Genomic DNA, 15122 nt, shown 5'->3' with positions numbered 1-15122 from the left:
GTGCTACCGTGCTCGGATCGGCCGGGCTCTTTTCAGCCCGGCTTTTGAAGGCCGACCAGCACCTCGCAAGGGCCCCGAAGTCAAGCCCCAATCGCTATCGTCGCGAAGCGGCGATGACGCAACCAAAGCTCGTCATCGACCCTGAAACGCAACCACGCTGGAACCGGAAACGAGGAAGGCCCCGACGGTGCGCCGCCGGGGCCTTCAGGCATACCAGCCAGAGCTGTCAGGCGACCGCGATCTCCACCGCGTGGATGCCGGGCCCGTCAGCCGAAACGGCGGCCTGCCCGTTGCCACTGCGGTGCAGGGCGCGAACGGTCCAGCTGCCAGGCGCGGCGAAGAAGCGGAAGTCGCCCTCGGGTGAGGAGACGACCTCGGCGGTGAACTCGCCGGACGAGTCGAGCAGGCGGACGTAGGCGCCGCCGACGGGGGAACCGTCGGCCACGACCTTGCCCTGCAGCACGGTCTCGGTGGTCGCTGCGTCGATGGAGCCGCCCTGCACGGGCGCGCCGCATGAGTCGGACATGGGAATCAGGCCTCCTTGCCGGAACCGAGTTCGATCGGCACGCCGACGAGCGAGCCGTACTCCGTCCAAGAACCGTCGTAGTTCTTGACGTCTTCGTGGCCGAGCAGCTCGCGCAGGGCGAACCAGGTGTGCGAGGAACGCTCGCCGATGCGGCAGTACGCGATGGTCTTGCGGGAGCCGTCGAAGCCCGCCTCGGCGTAGATCTCGCGCAGTTCCTCGTCGGACTTGAAGGTGCCGTCCTCGTTGGCCGCCTTCGACCAGGGCACGTTCACGGCCGACGGGATGTGGCCCGCGCGCTGGGCCTGTTCCTGCGGGAGGTGGGCCGGCGCGAGCAGCTTGCCGGAGAACTCGTCGGGGGAGCGGACGTCGACGAGGTTCTTGTTGCCGATGGCGTCCACGACCTCGTCGCGGAAGGCGCGGATCGAGAGGTCCTGTTCCTGGGCCTTGTACGAAGTCGCCGCGCGGGAGACCTCTTCCTTGTCCAGGGGACGGCCGTCGAGCTCCCACTTCTTGCGGCCGCCGTCCAGCAGCTTCACATCGGTGTGCCCGTAGAGCTTGAAGTACCAGTAGGCGTAGGCGGCGAACCAGTTGTTGTTGCCGCCGTAGAGGATCACGGTGTCGTCGTTGGAGATGCCCTTGGCCGAGAGCAGCTTCTCGAAGCCCTCGCGGTCGACGAAGTCGCGGCGGATCGGGTCCTGGAGTTCGGTCTTCCAGTCGATGCGCACGGCGCCGGGGATGTGCCCGCCTTCGTACGCGGTGGTGTCCTCGTCGACCTCCACGAACACCACGCCGGGCGTCTGGAGGTTCTCCTCGGACCAGGCGGCCGAGACCAGCACGTTCTCACGGCTCATGGGACGTTGCTCCTGTAGTAGTACTGGGCTTATTGCGATTGCGGACGGGCGAGGGCGGGTGCGAACCGGCGCAGCAGCAGGTACATCTCGCACCCGAGGCACAGGCCCAGCGCGGCGTTGAGCAGCGCTGCCACCAGTGCGAGGGCGGTGGCCACGACCCCGAGCGTCGTCAGACCCGTGGCGTAGCCGAGGGTGCCGATCAGCGCGAACACGAAGCCGACTCCCTGGGCGAAGCGCAGCGGGGCCGCTTCCTCGCGTTCGGTGGTCGGGGTGAGGCGTGGCTGGATCGCGAAGCGGTAGACGTGACCCCACGGGTTGAGCTTCAGCGAGATGAACGCGCACATCGCGAAGAGCACCGTCTGGGCGGCGAGCAGGCGCCACCAGCCGGTGAGCAGTACGACGGCCAGGACGACGGTGGTCATCCAGGCGGAGAAGCGCGGTCCGCGCGGGTCTACTGGGGCATCTTTGGGCACGACGACCTCCGGACATTCGGACGAGGAGAAATTCAGTCCGTCAGAGGTAGCTGGTGGGCGTCAAGCGGCCCAATCAGCTCGTCGTGCGACACAGGCTGCTGCGCACGCGGCACAGGTCAACCGCGCGTCGCTTCGTGAGCAGCATGGTCATGCCAGCGAGGGTAGCCCTCAATCCCTCGGTCCGGGAGGTATGTCCACTTGGTGGAACAACGCAGGTTCACTCGACCGGATTAGGGCAAATGCGGGCGCAGGGCGGCGAGCAACGAGTCGCGTTTCGGCACGCCACCGACTCGCAACACCTCGGTGCCGTCCGCGGTGAGGGCCAACGTCGTCGGTGTGCGCATCACGCCCAACTGGGCGGCCACGTCCGGCAGGTTCGTGACGTCGAGCTCGGCGTGCGTGAGGCCGTCGGTGCGGTCGGCGAGGTCGCGCAGGATCACCTTCGCGTGGCGGCACGGCGCGCAGAACGTGGTGGAGAGCTGGACCAGCGTCACTCCCGGCGCGAGCAGGTCGCGCACGGGAGCGGGCAGATCAACGGATGCCTCGCGGTGGGAGATGCGGCCCTCCCGGATCTTGAGCAGCACTCCGACCGCGCCGGCCACGGCCAGCGCGCCCAGGAGCGCCCACACACCGGTCATCGTTGGACCAACGGTACATCCGTGATCCGGCCGGTCAGCTTGAACGCACCGCTCTCCACCTCGACGGCGGTCGGGGTCGCGCCGAACGGCAGCTTGCCCGGGTCGATCTTGAGCGCGAGCGCCTGGCGCAGCTGCGGGATGATCTGCTTGAGCGAGGTGTCGTCCAGCTCGATGTCGTCGATGTTGATCTGAATGGCACCGCTGACCAGCGCGATCTGACCGTAGGCGCTCAGCGTGACGACCTTGCCCGCGACGTTGGTCTGGCCGGAGAGCTTGATCGCCGCGGTGGTCTTGGGCGCCTTCGGGTCCGCGGGCGTGGGCGTCGTGACGCGGTTGTCGGGCTCGATCGAGAGCTTGTCGAACGGCGTGACCTGGTTCGCGAGGCGGTTCAGGTCCAGCGCCTTGATCTTCACGCTGCCCTCGACCTCGTCGATGGTCGCCTTGGAGACGTTGCCGGCGAGCAGGTCGGACAGCTCGACGCGGGTGTGGTGCAGGTTGGCCTCGACGTCGAGGTCGCGCAGGTCGACGCCCGACTGCTCGTTCTTGATCGGCACGCCGGACGCGCGGATCTCCACGCTCTTGTAGTCGCCGCGGATCGCCTGCAGGACGAACGGGAAGCCGTTGATGCGCACCGACGGGTCCTCGTTGAGCTGCAGCTTCTCCCGCATCCGCTGGGCGATCTGGTACTCGCCGGCGGCGGCGAGCGCGAAGTCGGCGGCCACGAGCAGCACGCCCAGCACGATCACCGTGATGATGAGGAACTTCCCGCGTCGGGACTTCTTCTTCCGCGGCCGTGCAGGGGTGTGCGCAGTCATTCCTCGTCCTCGACGTTGCCGGCGATCCATGCCGCCATTCGGTCTACCAGGTCCGGAGTCGCGGCTGATTCCGCGTGCCGCATGCCGGGCTCGATCCACAGCTCGGCATGCCCTGAGGACGCGCGGTGCAGTGACCTGGCGTGTTCCACACCGAAATAGTGATCCAGGTCACCGTGCACGATCAGCAGTGGGGTGGGCGTGATGCGGTGCACCACCTCCAGCGGACTCTCGGGCGGTTGTACCCAGCTGTCGCCGAGCCGAACCCCGATCGCCCGCGCCGCCAGCTTCCCGTGCGGCTGTTCCAGCAACCAGTGCACCCGCCGCATCGGAGCCGTCTCCCGTGACCACCACCTGGCCGGGGCGCTCACCGAGACGACGGCGTCCGGCCTGGTCTCGCCCAGCGCGGCGTGCCGCAGCACGACGGAGGCTCCCATCGAGAACCCCACCGTGGCGATCTTGCGGTACCCGAGCTCGCGGGCCGTCCGCACGGCCGCCTCGATGTCGTGGACCTCGTCCGCGCCGACCGTGGAGCGTCCCTCGGACCGTCCGTGACCCCGGAAGTCGAACGCGACGACACCTGCGTGCGTGGCCAAACGACCGAGCACCCGTGCCACGTACGGCTTGCTCACGTTGTTCGTGAACCCATGTCCCACAACGAAAGCGAGCTCGTTTTCACCCTTGTAGTGGACGCCGTGCAGACGTACGCCGTCGTGTGACATGGATGTAACAGGCGTGACGCTTGTGGAAACAAGTGTGAGCACGGCTTCTCTACCTGGGACTTTCTCGGGTTGCACCGGTATCGTCTCCGTCATCCGCAGGCAACGGGGCCCGGTCACCGTACGCCGCTGGTCTGGTCGAGGTGGCCGACCACGGCCGATTTTGGAGGGCGCCGCGATGAGCATCGACGTGCTTCTGCTGACGACAGACCCGGACCCGGAGGCCGTGCTGCCCGCGCTGGCGCTGCTCCCGCACGCCGTGCGTCCACTGCGTCCCGAGGTCTCCGCGCTGCTCGAGGCCGGGCCGCACGACATCGTGTTGATCGACGCCCGCACCGATCTGGTCGGCGCCCGCTCGCTGTGCCGCCTGCTCGACTCGTCCGGCGTGGACGTGCCCGTGGTGGCCGTGGTCACCGAGGGCGGTCTGGTCGCGGTCAACTCCGACTGGTCGGTCGACGAGATCCTGCTGCCGACCTCCGGCCCGGCCGAGGTCGACGCCCGCCTGCGCCTGGTCCGCTCGCGCCGCGGCACCTCCCAGCCCGGCGGTGACGGCGCCCTGCAGCTCGGCGACCTCGTGATCGACGAGGCCACCTACACCGCGCGCCTCAAGGGCCGCCCGCTCGACCTCACCTACAAGGAGTTCGAGCTGCTCAAGTACCTCGCGCAGCACGCGGGCCGGGTGTTCACCCGCGCGCAGCTGCTGCAGGAGGTCTGGGGCTACGACTTCTTCGGCGGCACGCGCACTGTGGACGTCCACGTGCGACGGTTGCGCGCCAAGCTCGGCCCCGAGCACGAGGCGTTGATCGGCACGGTCCGCAACGTGGGCTACAAGTTCGTCCGCCCTCCGCGTCCCGGCTCGACCCGTCGTCCGGCTGAGCTGGCCGAGGTCGACGAGATCGGTGACTCGGTCCACGTTCTGGATGAGCGTTTGATCGCGCGGTAGGTTCGCCTGTGTGGCGCAACTGAGCTGGTTCGACGAGCTGACGACCGACCAGGCCGCCGAGGTGCGGCAGCTGCTGGAGGCTGCCGAGGACACCGACGGCGTGGCACCGGTCGGCGAGGCCGTGCGGCTGCGGATGCGCCCCGGCGCGACCGGCAGCAAGCACCTCCTCGCGCACCTGAACGGCGAACTGGCCGGGTACGCGCACGTCGACATGATCGGTGACTCCGGCGGCCACAAGGTCGCCGAGTTCGCCGTGCACCCGAAGTACCGCCATCAGGGCGTGGGCGAGGCGTTGGTGAAGGCGCTGCCACAGGACTCCCTGCGGGTCTGGGCGCACGGCGGCCACCCGGACGCGGAGAAGCTCGCGGCGAAACTCGGCTACCGCAAGGTGCGCGAGCTGCTGCGGATGCGGCTGCGGGTCGAGAACGACCTGCCGGAGCCCGAGCTGCCCGAGGGCATCACCATCCGGCCGTTCGTGCCCGGCAAGGACGAGGCCGCGGTCGTCTACGTGAACCACCGCGCGTTCGACTGGCACCCAGAGCAGGGCTCGATGTCCATCGAGGACGTTCGCGCCAAGGAGGACGAGGACTGGTTCGACCCGGCCGGCTTCCTGCTCGCGTTCGACGCCGACGGCCGGCTGGCGGGTTTCCACTGGACCAAGGTGCACACGCCCGAGCTGGGTGAGGTGTACGTGGTGGGCGTCGACCCCGACCGCCAGGGCGGTGGGCTCGGCAAGGCCCTGACGCTGGCCGGTCTCCGGCACCTGCGGGAACAGCAGGTCAAGGAGGTCATGCTGTACGTCGAGTCGGACAACGCGGCGGCCGTGCGGGTCTACACCAAGCTGGGCTTCACCCTCTGGGACGCCGACGTCCAGTACGCCAGGTAGTCAACGGACCGTCACAAAACGCATACGCGCTGGTCACGCCCTCACTCATTTGGCCGTGTGACCCGTCACTTCCCGTTCGGTGTTCACCTGTCGTTCACCCTGTCTAGGTGGGCTGTCCACCATGGATACCTACCTTCCGAGCGAGCGGCGACGTCCGTCGCGAAACCGCGAATGCTTCCGCAAGGTGGAGGACCAAGGTGAAGATCCAGCGGCACGGCGCCGTGCTCGGCCTCGTCGCGGCCAGCGCGCTTCTGCTCGGTGCGTGTGGCAGTGACAACAACACGGCGGCGGGTGGCCAGGCCACCTCGGACGCTCCGTCCGTGCCGATCGCGTGCGGTGGCAAGTCCAAGCTGAACGCCGAGGGTTCCTCCGCGCAGAAGAACGCCATCGACGCGTTCGTGCAGGCGTACAAGGCGCAGTGCTCCGGCGCCGACCTCGCGTACAACCCCTCGGGTTCCGGTGCGGGTGTCAAGAACTTCAACGCGGGCCAGGTCGACTTCGGCGGCTCGGACTCCGCGCTCAAGGCCGGTGCAGAGGTCGAGGCCGCCACCAAGCGCTGCCAGGGCAACCCGGCGTGGAACCTGCCGCTGGTCTTCGGCCCGGTCGCGATCGGCTACAAGCTCTCCGGCGTCGACAGCCTCGTGCTGGACGGCAAGACCACCGCCGCGATCTTCTCCGGTGCGGTCAAGAAGTGGAACGACCCGGCCATCAAGGCGCTGAACGGCTCCGCGAACCTGCCGGACAAGGACATCGCGGTCATCTACCGCTCGGACGAGTCGGGCACCACCGACAACTTCCAGAAGTACCTGACCACCGCCGGTGGCTGGACCAAGGGCGACGGCAAGCAGTTCAAGGGCGGTGTCGGCGAGGGCAAGGAGAAGTCCGCCGGTGTCGCGCAGGCCGTCGGCTCCATCGACGGTGCGGTCACCTACGTCGAGTGGTCGTTCGCGCAGGACAACAAGCTGTCGGTCGCCAAGATCGACACGGGTTCCGGCGCGGTCGAGCTGAACGCCGAGTCCGCCGGCAAGGCCATCGACGGCGCCAAGGTCAAGGGTGAGGGCAACGACCTGGTCCTCGACCTCAACTCGATCTACGGCACCAAGACCGCCGGTGCGTACCCGCTGCTGCTGGCGACCTACGAGATCGTCTGCTCGAAGGGTTACGACGCCGACACCGCGACGGCCGTCAAGGCGTTCCTGACCACCGCCGCCACCAAGGGCCAGAGCGCGCTGCCGGACGCCGGCTACGTGCCGCTGCCCAAGGCGTTCCAGGACAAGCTGCTCACCGCCATCAAGGCGATCGCCTGAGGTTGATGTCAAACTGCGACTGACGCTGACGCGATGAACGATCCAGTCGTGGCCAAGCGCCCCGCCGGCTCCGGTGAACCCGGAGCCGAGCGGGGCGTTGCGGCTGCTCCCACCGCCTCGGAGGCTCCGATTCCCCCGACACCGGAAGCTCCAGTAACCACCAAGGCACCGCACGTTCGGCCCGGCGACCGCATCTTCCGCGGCCTGGCGACGGGGTCCGGTGTCTTCATCGTCGTGCTCATCGGCGCGATCGGCCTCTTCCTGATCGTGCAGGCGATCCCGTCCCTGGGGCTGGACCAGATCAACTTCCTGACCAGCCGCGAGTGGAACACGACCGATCCCGCGAACCTGCGGTTCGGCATCCTCGACCTGCTGCTCGTCACGGTGATCGTCTCGATCGTCGCGCTGCTGATCGCGATGCCGGTCGCGCTGGGCATCGCGCTCTTCCTCACCCAGTACGCGCCGCGCAACCTCGCCCGGCCGTTCGCCTACGTCGTGGACCTGCTCGCCGCGGTTCCCTCGATCGTCTTCGGTCTGTGGGGCCTGTTCGTGCTCGGTCCGGTGCTGTTCCCGTTCTCCGAGTGGCTGATCGACCACCTCGGCTGGTTCCCGCTGTTCGCCAAGGGCAACGTGAACGTGCAGCTCGGCGGCACCATCTTCACCGCGGGCATCGTCGTCGCGGTGATGATCCTGCCGATCATCACGGCCGTCAGCCGCGAGGTCTTCGACCGCACGCCGCGGATGCACGTCGAGGGCGCCATCGCGCTCGGCGCGACCAAGTGGGAGGTCGTGCGCACGACCGTCCTCCCGTTCGGCAAGGCCGGTTACGTCAGCGCCTCGATGCTCGGTCTCGGCCGCGCACTCGGCGAGACCATCGCCGTCATGATCATCCTGAGCACCACGTCGTCGGCGTTCGGCTGGTCGCTCTTCGACGGTGGCGCCACGTTCGCCTCGAAGATCGCGCTGGCCGCACCCGAGTTCAACGACACGCGCTCGGCCGGCGCCTACATCGCGGCCGGTCTGGTGCTCTTCGTGCTGACCTTCGTCGTGAACGCCATCGCGCGCTCGATCGTCGCCGGCCACAAGGAGTACGAGTGAGCACGAACCTCGCGGACCCCACGCGCCTCGCGACGCCGCCGACGTTCCAGGCGGTCAGCCTCGCTCGCCGGATCAAGAACGGTCTGGCCACCGCGCTCGTGTGGGGCGCCTTCCTGATCGCGATCGTGCCGCTGGTGTGGGTGCTCTACACCGTGATCCAGCGCGGTTTCCCGGTCATCCTCGACGGGGACTGGTGGCAGAAGTCGCTGTCCGGCCTGCTCGCCCGCCAGCAGGGTGGCGGTGCGTACCACGCGATCTACGGCACCCTGGTGCAGGGCCTGGTGTGCGGCGTCATCTCCGTGCCCATCGGCATCATGATCGCGATCTACCTCGTGGAGTACGGCGGCCGTTCGAAGCTCGCGAAGGCCACGACGTTCATGGTCGACATCCTCACCGGTGTCCCCTCGATCGTCGCGGCGCTGTTCGTCTACACGGTGTGGATCACCTACGCCGGCATGGGCCGCAGCGCGTTCGCGGTGTCGATCGCACTGGTGCTGCTGATGGTTCCGGTCGTGGTGCGCACGACCGAGGAGATGCTGAAGATCGTTCCGGACGAGCTGCGCGAGGCCTCCTACGCGCTCGGCATTCCCAAGTGGAAGACGATCGTCAAGATCGTCATTCCGACGGCCCTCTCCGGCATCCTCACCGGCATCATGCTCGCCCTCGCCCGCGTCATGGGTGAGACCGCGCCGGTGCTCGTGCTCGCGGCGTACGCGCCGTTCATCAACTACAACCTGTTCAGCGGCCCGATGGCCTCGCTGCCGTTGATGATGGTGAACGAGCGCAACAACCCGACGCAGGCGGGCTTCGAGCGACTGTGGGGCGCGGCGATCACGCTCGTGCTGATCATCACCCTGTTCAACCTGCTGGCGACCGTGATCTCGCGGGCGCTGGCGCCGAAGACGAAGTGAGCGGGCGGACATGGCCAAGCGAATCGACATCAAGGACCTGAACCTCTACTACGGCAAGTTCCACGCCGTGGAGAACGTCTCGCTCGCGGTGCCGCCGAAGAACGTCACCGCGTTCATCGGCCCCTCCGGTTGCGGCAAGTCGACCGTGCTGCGGTCGCTCAACCGCATGCACGAGGTCGCGATCGGCGCCCGCGTCGAGGGCAAGGTGCTGCTCGACGGCGAGGACATCTACGCGTCCACTGTGGACCCGGTCGAGGTGCGCCGCACCATCGGCATGGTGTTCCAGCGGCCGAACCCGTTCCCCACGATGTCCATCCGCGACAACGTGGTGGCGGGCCTGAAGCTCGCGGGCGTGAAGAACAAGAAGGAGCTCGACGAGGTCGCCGAGCGCTCGCTGCGCGGCGCCAACCTCTGGAACGAGGTCAAGGACCGCCTCGACCGTCCCGGCGGTGGCCTCTCCGGTGGTCAGCAGCAGCGTCTGTGCATCGCCCGCGCCATCGCGGTGCAGCCCGACGTCCTGCTGATGGACGAGCCCTGCTCCGCCCTGGACCCGATCTCCACGCTGGCGATCGAGGACCTGATCACGGAGCTGAAGAAGGAGTACACGATCGTCATCGTGACTCACAACATGCAGCAGGCCGCGCGCGTGTCCGACCAGACCGCGTTCTTCAACCTGCTGGGTGTCGGTCAGCCGGGACAGCTGATCGAGGTGGACGACACGGAGAAGATCTTCTCCAACCCCGGCCAGAAGGCGACCGAGGACTACATCTCCGGCCGGTTCGGCTAGATTTCTGCGGGTGAGCCCGCAGAGCAAGAGCCGCAAGAAGAAACAAGGCAAGGCACCCGGCCGCCGGCCGCAGCAGCAGTCGCCCTACGCACCGCTGCTGGAGTCGGCGGCCGCGTTGCGTTCCGAGTCGTGGTTGCTGGCCGAGTCGTGGGCGAGCGAGCTGTTCGGCACGCTGTGGCTCGGCGCCTGGCGGTTCGAGGACTGGTCGGACGCGTTCGCGTCCGAGTACGGCCGGATGATCGAAGCCCTGGGCGGGATCGAGCAGCCGGAGGCGCTCACCGCGTTGCGGGCGTTGTCCGGCGTGGGCGACGGCGACCTCAGGGCTCTGGTCACGGGCGTGGCGAACGAACTGGCGGCACGCGGTGTCGCCGAGCCGGACTGGTACTCGGCGGGTGCCGTGCCGGTGTTCCGGGACGCCTTCCTCGTCACGAACCTGTTGGGAGACGTGGAAGTCATCGCGTTCACCCAGGACCGCGCGGGTGTTGCCGAGACGATGATGTTCATGCGGCAGCCGGTGCTGGGCGCCACCTCGATCGAGCTGTTCTCCACGCCGGACGAGGGCACCTCGGCGTTGCTGGAGGACATGATCTCCTCGACGCCGCAGGCGTTCCGGAACGTGATCACGCCGCTCACCGCGGAGCAGGTGTTCGACCGCCTGTGGCCGGACGTCGAGCAGTTCTGGACCGACGGGCCGGACGAGGAGGCGGAGGAGGGGCTGCTCGGCGACGAGGAGGCGCTGCACCCCGTTCAGCTGATGGCACTCGCCGAGACGCGGGTGAGCCTGCTCGTGCCCGACGACTACGAGATCCCGGCCATCAGTCCGAAGAGGACGGACGAGGTGGTCGAGGCGTTTCTGGCTTCAGCGCACGGGATCGCGGACGTCGAGGCCGCGCGTGCGTTCGCCCGCGTCGTCGCTTCCGCGGCGGTGGAGCAGAACCGCGATCCCGTCGAGTACGGGCCGGCCTCGCTGACCGCTGTGCTGATCATGAACCTGGCCGCGCGCCTGCACCTCTCGGACGAGGACCTGGCGCTGCTGCCGGAGCTCGCGCGGGCGTGGGCGCACTTCACCGTCGAGGCGCGGGACCTGCCGCGGGCGGAAGCCCTGCAGGAGTGGGACGAGGAACTGCCCACCGTGCTCGCCGAGTTCTCCGAGGCCTACGCCGATCCGGAGCTCGCGGCCGAACGCGATGGGCAGTTTCGCGAGTGACTACAGGTTGTCGTCGCCACCGTAGCCGGGCATCCGGCCGGTGACGACGAAGACCGTGCGCTTGGCGACCGACACGGCGTGGTCGCCGTAGCGCTCGTAGAAGCGGCCGAGCAGCGTCGTGTCCACTGCGGACGCGACGCCGTGCTGCCACTCCTTGTCCATGATCACCGAGAAGAGGTGGCGGTGGATGTCGTCCATCGCGTCGTCCTCTTCCTCGAGGCTGCGCGCGCGTTCGACGTCCTTGTGCCGGATGATCTCGGCGGCCTCCCTGGCGAGCTTGACCGCGATGCGGCCCATCTCGGCGAAGTAGGGCTGGACGTCCTCGGGCACGGCCGACGCCGGGTGCCGGCGCCGCGCGGCCTTCGCCACGTGCAGGGCCAGGTCGCCCATGCGTTCGACGCTCTCGGCGGCGTGGATCACCGCGAGCACGGTGCGCAGGTCGGTGGCGACCGGTGCCTGCAGCGCGAGCAGCGCGTACGACTGCTCCTCGATGCTGGAGCGGACGTCGTCGACCTTCCGGTCGCCGCTGATGACCTGTTCCGCGAGGCCGAGGTCGGCCTGCAGCAGGGCGGCGGTCGCGTTCTGCATCGCCTCGGCGACCATGCCGGTCATGTCGGCCAGTCGGTCGGCGAGCTGTTCTAGCTGGTCGTGGTAGGCCTCGCGCATGGCGCTCAGCCTACGTCCCGACCATCGCGGCAGCGACATGCCAGGATGAACCGCAGGTGAACCCCAGGCGAATCACTTCGCGCAGGGGTCCTGCGCCGCGTTCACAATGGACAGATCGTTGCTCTTCTGCCCCTGGTTGCCGGCCTGCTGCTGGGTGCCCTGCTGCGGTGCCACGACCTTGTCGTCGAAGTTCCTGCCGATCGTCAGCACGATCGCCCCGCCCATCCCGGGCGTCTCCACGAGCTCCGCGCTGGGGACCGCGGCCTTGAGCGTCGCCGCCTTGTTCTCCTGGCCCTTCGAGTACGCGATGGTGGTCTTGTTCGCGTTCTCCGGTGCGTTGTCCCGCCGGGCGACCTTGAAACCCTTCTGCTCCAAGGCGTTCGACGTCCTGGCGACGGCGCCGCCGTTCGACGGGTCGCCGTTCAGCACCTGGATGGTGACCTCCTTGGGGTCGATCACCGTGCCGGGCTGGGCGGGAGTGTTGGGGTCGCCGGGCTTCGGGTCGACGGGCTTCTCCTGCGGCAGCGGCGTTCCGTCGATGATCGTCTGGAACAGCGCCTTGACGTCGTCGTTCTTCAGCCGCTCGATGTTGTCGTCGTTCGACTTCGTCGGGCCCTCGTCGGTCCAGTGCGGCATCGTCACGAACGACACGCGGCCCGCGTCGAGGCTCTGCAGCGAGTTCGCGAGCTCCAGCAGCGACGCCACGTCGATGTTGTCGCCGACGGTGGACTTGGTCAGCGCGTTGATGAAGTTGTTGAGCTTGGTGGGGCTCAGCAGCACCTCGTTCGACAGCACCTGGCGCAGCATCGCCGACAGGAAGCCCTGCTGCCGCTTGATGCGGTCGTAGTCCCCGCCGATGTCGCCGGCGACCTTGCGGGCGCGCACGTACTGCAGCGCCTGGTCGCCCTTCAGCGTGTACTTGCCGGGCTTGTCGATGACGACGCCGAGCTCGTCGTCCTTGATCGCCTTGGGGATGCAGAGCTCCACGCCACCGATCGCCGCCGACATCTCGCGGAAGCCGATGAAGTCGATGCTCATGAAGTGGTTGATCTTGAGGCCGGACAGCTGGGTCATCATGTTGGCCACGCACTCGGGCCCGCCGTCGGCGTACACGGAGTTGGCCATGACCTCCTTCTCGGGAGCGAGAGGTCCGCCGTACTGGCCGTTGTCCGAGTTCCACTTGCGGCACGCGGGCCGGTCGACCCGCACGTCACGCGGCAGCGACACGATGACCATGCGCTTCCGGTCCGCGGGGATGTGCGCGAGCATGATCACGTCCGACCGCGCGCCACCCTCCTCGGCCTGGGTGCCGACGTTGTCCTGCGGCTTCGCGCCCGCACGGGTGTCCGAGCCCACGAGCAGGAAGTTCTCGTCACCGAGCTGCTTCTCGGCCTGCTGCACGGCCTGCGAGTTGCCGCCGAGCGCGTCGATCTTCTGGATCTTGGAGTCGGCCCACTGCATGGCGGCCCAGCCGATGCCGGTCGACGCGAACACCACGGCCGCGGCGGCGATCGCCCCGACCTTGGCGCCGCGCATCAACCTGCGCTGCTGCGGCGTGCGGCCGGCGATCTTCAGCTCGCCGTCCTCTTCGCTCTCGCCGAGCGTGACCGGATCGGCGAACTGGGTCGCCTCCTCCAGGTCGTCCTCGTCCTTGACCCACGGCATGAGCTTGGCGCGGCGCTCCTTGCGCAGGCGCTCCTGCTCCAGGAGCTCGTCGTGGACCGCCGAGAACCGCGCGAGCGTGTGGTCGACCTCGCGGCGCTTCTTGACGTCCTCGCCGATGGCCTCCATCTCGGTGGTGAGGCAGGTCGGGTCCATCTCCTCGCGGGTCTCGACCTTGGCCACGCCGGCCGCGGAGGCGATCTGGGTGGCCTCCGGTCCGGGGTCGTCCGCCTTGGGCTCCTCCGGTGCGGGAGGCGCGGGCGGAACGGGAGCACCGGGGCCACCGGGCGCGGCACCGAGCCGGTTCGCGATGACGGGCCGGGGACCGCTCGACTCCGCCCTCGGGGGCATCGGCCGGGGACCGCTGGACTCCGCGCGCGGCGGCATCGGCTGCCTGCCGGTCATGTCCCCGTTCGGAGGCATGGGCGGACGCGGAATGCCGTTCGAGGACGGCGCGTCACCTGGCAGCAGGCGGCGCGGTGCACCGGCGTCCGGGCCCTCCGGCGCCTTCGGGCCGGGAGCGGGCGGGCGCGGCATGCCGTTGGCGGTCACGTCACCGGGTGCCGGAGGCCGTGGAACGCCGTTCGACGACGGCGCGTCACCGGGCGCGAGCCTGCGCGGCGGCGCCCCGTTCACGTCGGGTGCCGGACGGCGGAGGGTGCCGCTGGGCATGCCGTTCGCCTCGGGCACGCCGGGACGCCGCGGGACGCCGTTCGACGACGGCGCGTCACCGGGAGGCATCCGCCGCGGATCGACGGGCGCCTGCGGACGTGGCATGCCGTTGGCCGTCACGTCGCCGGGTGTGCCAGGCCGCGGCATCCCGTTGGAGGTCACGTCACCGGGTGCCGGGGGCCTCTGGATGCCGTTGGACGACGGCGCGTCGCCGGGCGCGAGCCTGCGCGGATCCGCTGGTGCGGGACGTCGCGGACCCTGCTCGGCCGGCGGAACCGGCCGGCGCTGCATCCCGGTCGCGTCGGGACGCGGGCGGGTGCCGGTCTGCTCGCCGGGAGGCGGGTAGGCGCCGTTCGGAGCAGGCCTCGGCCTGGTTCCGGTGTTCTCGGCGGGCGCGTCCGGGAGACGGCGCCTGCCGGTCTGCTCACCGGTGAAGTTCTGCGGAGGAGCCTGGCCGGCCATCGGCGGCCGCGGGCGCGTGCCCGTCTGCTCACCAGGCCGGTGGGCGACGGGCGGCTGCTGCCGCGGTTGCTGTGGCTGCGGTGCGGGCGGATCCGGCAGGGCACGCCTGCCGGTGGTGGGCGCGTCGGGCAGGGCACGCCTGCCTGTCGTGGGAGCGTCGGGCGAGCCAGGCGGGACGGGTCGGGGGATGTTCGTCCTGCTGTGCTGCTCGATGAGGTCCGAGACGCTCAGGCCCCCAGAGCCTTCCATCGAGCGACGTCTACGGCCGGTCGGCTGGTCCTGCTGCTGGGGATCCTGATCACCACGGGAAGAGGGGCCACCACGTCGGGGGTCGTCGGGCACCCAATCTCCCTTCTGGGTCAGAAGCAAAAGCGGTTCGTCATTACGAGTTGACGACGACCGGGACACAAGGGTTGCATCACCGGCGTGTCAGTTGCGCCCGCGATACTACGGATGTAGCCGACTTCTGACGACCACTCCGGGTGATACGGCTGCGATCTGT

Annotated in this window: 16 protein-coding genes; 7 read left to right on the top strand and 9 right to left on the bottom strand. The window is 68.8% G+C overall.

Annotation, left to right across the window (positions count from 1 at the left end; all coding sequences use genetic code 11):
- Positions 1 to 226 precede the first annotated feature (226 nt).
- From ACWEIJ_RS04350 to ACWEIJ_RS04320, 7 genes are all read right to left on the bottom strand, one after another.
- Positions 227 to 526 (bottom strand): DUF1416 domain-containing protein, encoded by a 300-nt coding sequence (locus ACWEIJ_RS04350; RefSeq protein WP_449835716.1) that lies wholly within the window; start codon positions 524 to 526, stop codon positions 227 to 229.
- Positions 527 to 531: 5 nt separating this feature from the next.
- Positions 532 to 1377 carry a sulfurtransferase gene (locus ACWEIJ_RS04345; RefSeq protein ID WP_449835715.1) on the bottom strand — a complete coding sequence of 282 codons (846 nt, stop codon included), beginning with the start codon at positions 1375 to 1377 and terminating at the stop codon, positions 532 to 534.
- A 29-nt stretch (positions 1378 to 1406) separates the two neighbouring features.
- Positions 1407 to 1850 (bottom strand): DUF4395 domain-containing protein, encoded by a 444-nt coding sequence (locus ACWEIJ_RS04340; protein ID WP_449835714.1) that lies wholly within the window; start codon positions 1848 to 1850, stop codon positions 1407 to 1409.
- A 73-nt stretch (positions 1851 to 1923) separates the two neighbouring features.
- A complete protein-coding gene (locus ACWEIJ_RS04335) occupies positions 1924 to 1995 on the bottom strand; it encodes a putative leader peptide (protein WP_355300619.1) in 72 nt (23 codons plus the stop codon).
- Positions 1996 to 2080: 85 nt separating this feature from the next.
- Entirely contained in the window at positions 2081 to 2488 is a 408-nt protein-coding gene (locus tag ACWEIJ_RS04330; RefSeq protein WP_449835713.1) for a thioredoxin family protein, read from the bottom strand.
- The gene (locus ACWEIJ_RS04325) at positions 2485 to 3303 is read right to left on the bottom strand and encodes an LmeA family phospholipid-binding protein (protein WP_449835712.1); all 819 of its coding nucleotides are present in this window, start codon (positions 3301 to 3303) and stop codon (positions 2485 to 2487) included. The genes ACWEIJ_RS04330 and ACWEIJ_RS04325 overlap by 4 nt, the downstream gene beginning before the upstream one ends.
- Entirely contained in the window at positions 3300 to 4022 is a 723-nt protein-coding gene (locus ACWEIJ_RS04320; RefSeq protein ID WP_449835711.1) for an alpha/beta hydrolase family protein, read from the bottom strand. The genes ACWEIJ_RS04325 and ACWEIJ_RS04320 overlap by 4 nt, the downstream gene beginning before the upstream one ends.
- Positions 4023 to 4197: 175 nt before the next feature.
- Here ACWEIJ_RS04320 and ACWEIJ_RS04315 point away from each other — a divergent pair, with 175 nt between their 5' ends.
- The 7 genes from ACWEIJ_RS04315 to ACWEIJ_RS04285 all read left to right on the top strand — a co-directional run bounded on the left by ACWEIJ_RS04315 (position 4198) and on the right by ACWEIJ_RS04285 (position 11158).
- Positions 4198 to 4962 carry a winged helix-turn-helix domain-containing protein gene (locus tag ACWEIJ_RS04315; RefSeq protein ID WP_449835710.1) on the top strand — a complete coding sequence of 255 codons (765 nt, stop codon included), beginning with the start codon at positions 4198 to 4200 and terminating at the stop codon, positions 4960 to 4962.
- 10 nt (positions 4963 to 4972) lie between these two features.
- Complete coding sequence (gene mshD, locus ACWEIJ_RS04310) at positions 4973 to 5848, top strand: mycothiol synthase (RefSeq protein ID WP_449835709.1); 876 nt, start codon at positions 4973 to 4975, stop codon at positions 5846 to 5848.
- Positions 5849 to 6045: 197 nt separating this feature from the next.
- Positions 6046 to 7155 carry a phosphate ABC transporter substrate-binding protein PstS gene (pstS, locus tag ACWEIJ_RS04305; protein ID WP_449835708.1) on the top strand — a complete coding sequence of 370 codons (1110 nt, stop codon included), beginning with the start codon at positions 6046 to 6048 and terminating at the stop codon, positions 7153 to 7155.
- A 33-nt stretch (positions 7156 to 7188) separates the two neighbouring features.
- Positions 7189 to 8253: a phosphate ABC transporter permease subunit PstC gene (gene pstC, locus ACWEIJ_RS04300; RefSeq protein ID WP_449835707.1), complete on the top strand. Its 1065-nt coding sequence runs from the start codon at positions 7189 to 7191 to the stop codon at positions 8251 to 8253.
- Complete coding sequence (pstA, locus tag ACWEIJ_RS04295) at positions 8250 to 9164, top strand: phosphate ABC transporter permease PstA (protein WP_449835706.1); 915 nt, start codon at positions 8250 to 8252, stop codon at positions 9162 to 9164. Before pstC ends, pstA begins: the two co-directional genes overlap by 4 nt.
- A gap of 10 nt (positions 9165 to 9174) precedes the next feature.
- Positions 9175 to 9951 carry a phosphate ABC transporter ATP-binding protein PstB gene (pstB, locus tag ACWEIJ_RS04290; RefSeq protein WP_449835705.1) on the top strand — a complete coding sequence of 259 codons (777 nt, stop codon included), beginning with the start codon at positions 9175 to 9177 and terminating at the stop codon, positions 9949 to 9951.
- A 10-nt stretch (positions 9952 to 9961) separates the two neighbouring features.
- The gene (locus tag ACWEIJ_RS04285) at positions 9962 to 11158 is read left to right on the top strand and encodes a hypothetical protein (RefSeq protein WP_449835704.1); all 1197 of its coding nucleotides are present in this window, start codon (positions 9962 to 9964) and stop codon (positions 11156 to 11158) included.
- Here ACWEIJ_RS04285 and phoU read toward each other — a convergent pair whose 3' ends face one another.
- Positions 11159 to 11824 carry a phosphate signaling complex protein PhoU gene (gene phoU, locus ACWEIJ_RS04280; RefSeq protein WP_449835703.1) on the bottom strand — a complete coding sequence of 222 codons (666 nt, stop codon included), beginning with the start codon at positions 11822 to 11824 and terminating at the stop codon, positions 11159 to 11161.
- Between the two features lie 72 nt (positions 11825 to 11896).
- A complete protein-coding gene (locus tag ACWEIJ_RS04275; protein ID WP_449835702.1) occupies positions 11897 to 14869 on the bottom strand; it encodes an LCP family glycopolymer transferase in 2973 nt (990 codons plus the stop codon).
- Between the last annotated feature and the right edge of the window lie 253 nt (positions 14870 to 15122).

The sequence above is a fragment of the Lentzea sp. NPDC004789 genome (assembly GCF_053601075.1).
Note: the sequence above shows the minus strand (reverse complement) of the source record. Positions and strands in the feature narration are given on the sequence as shown.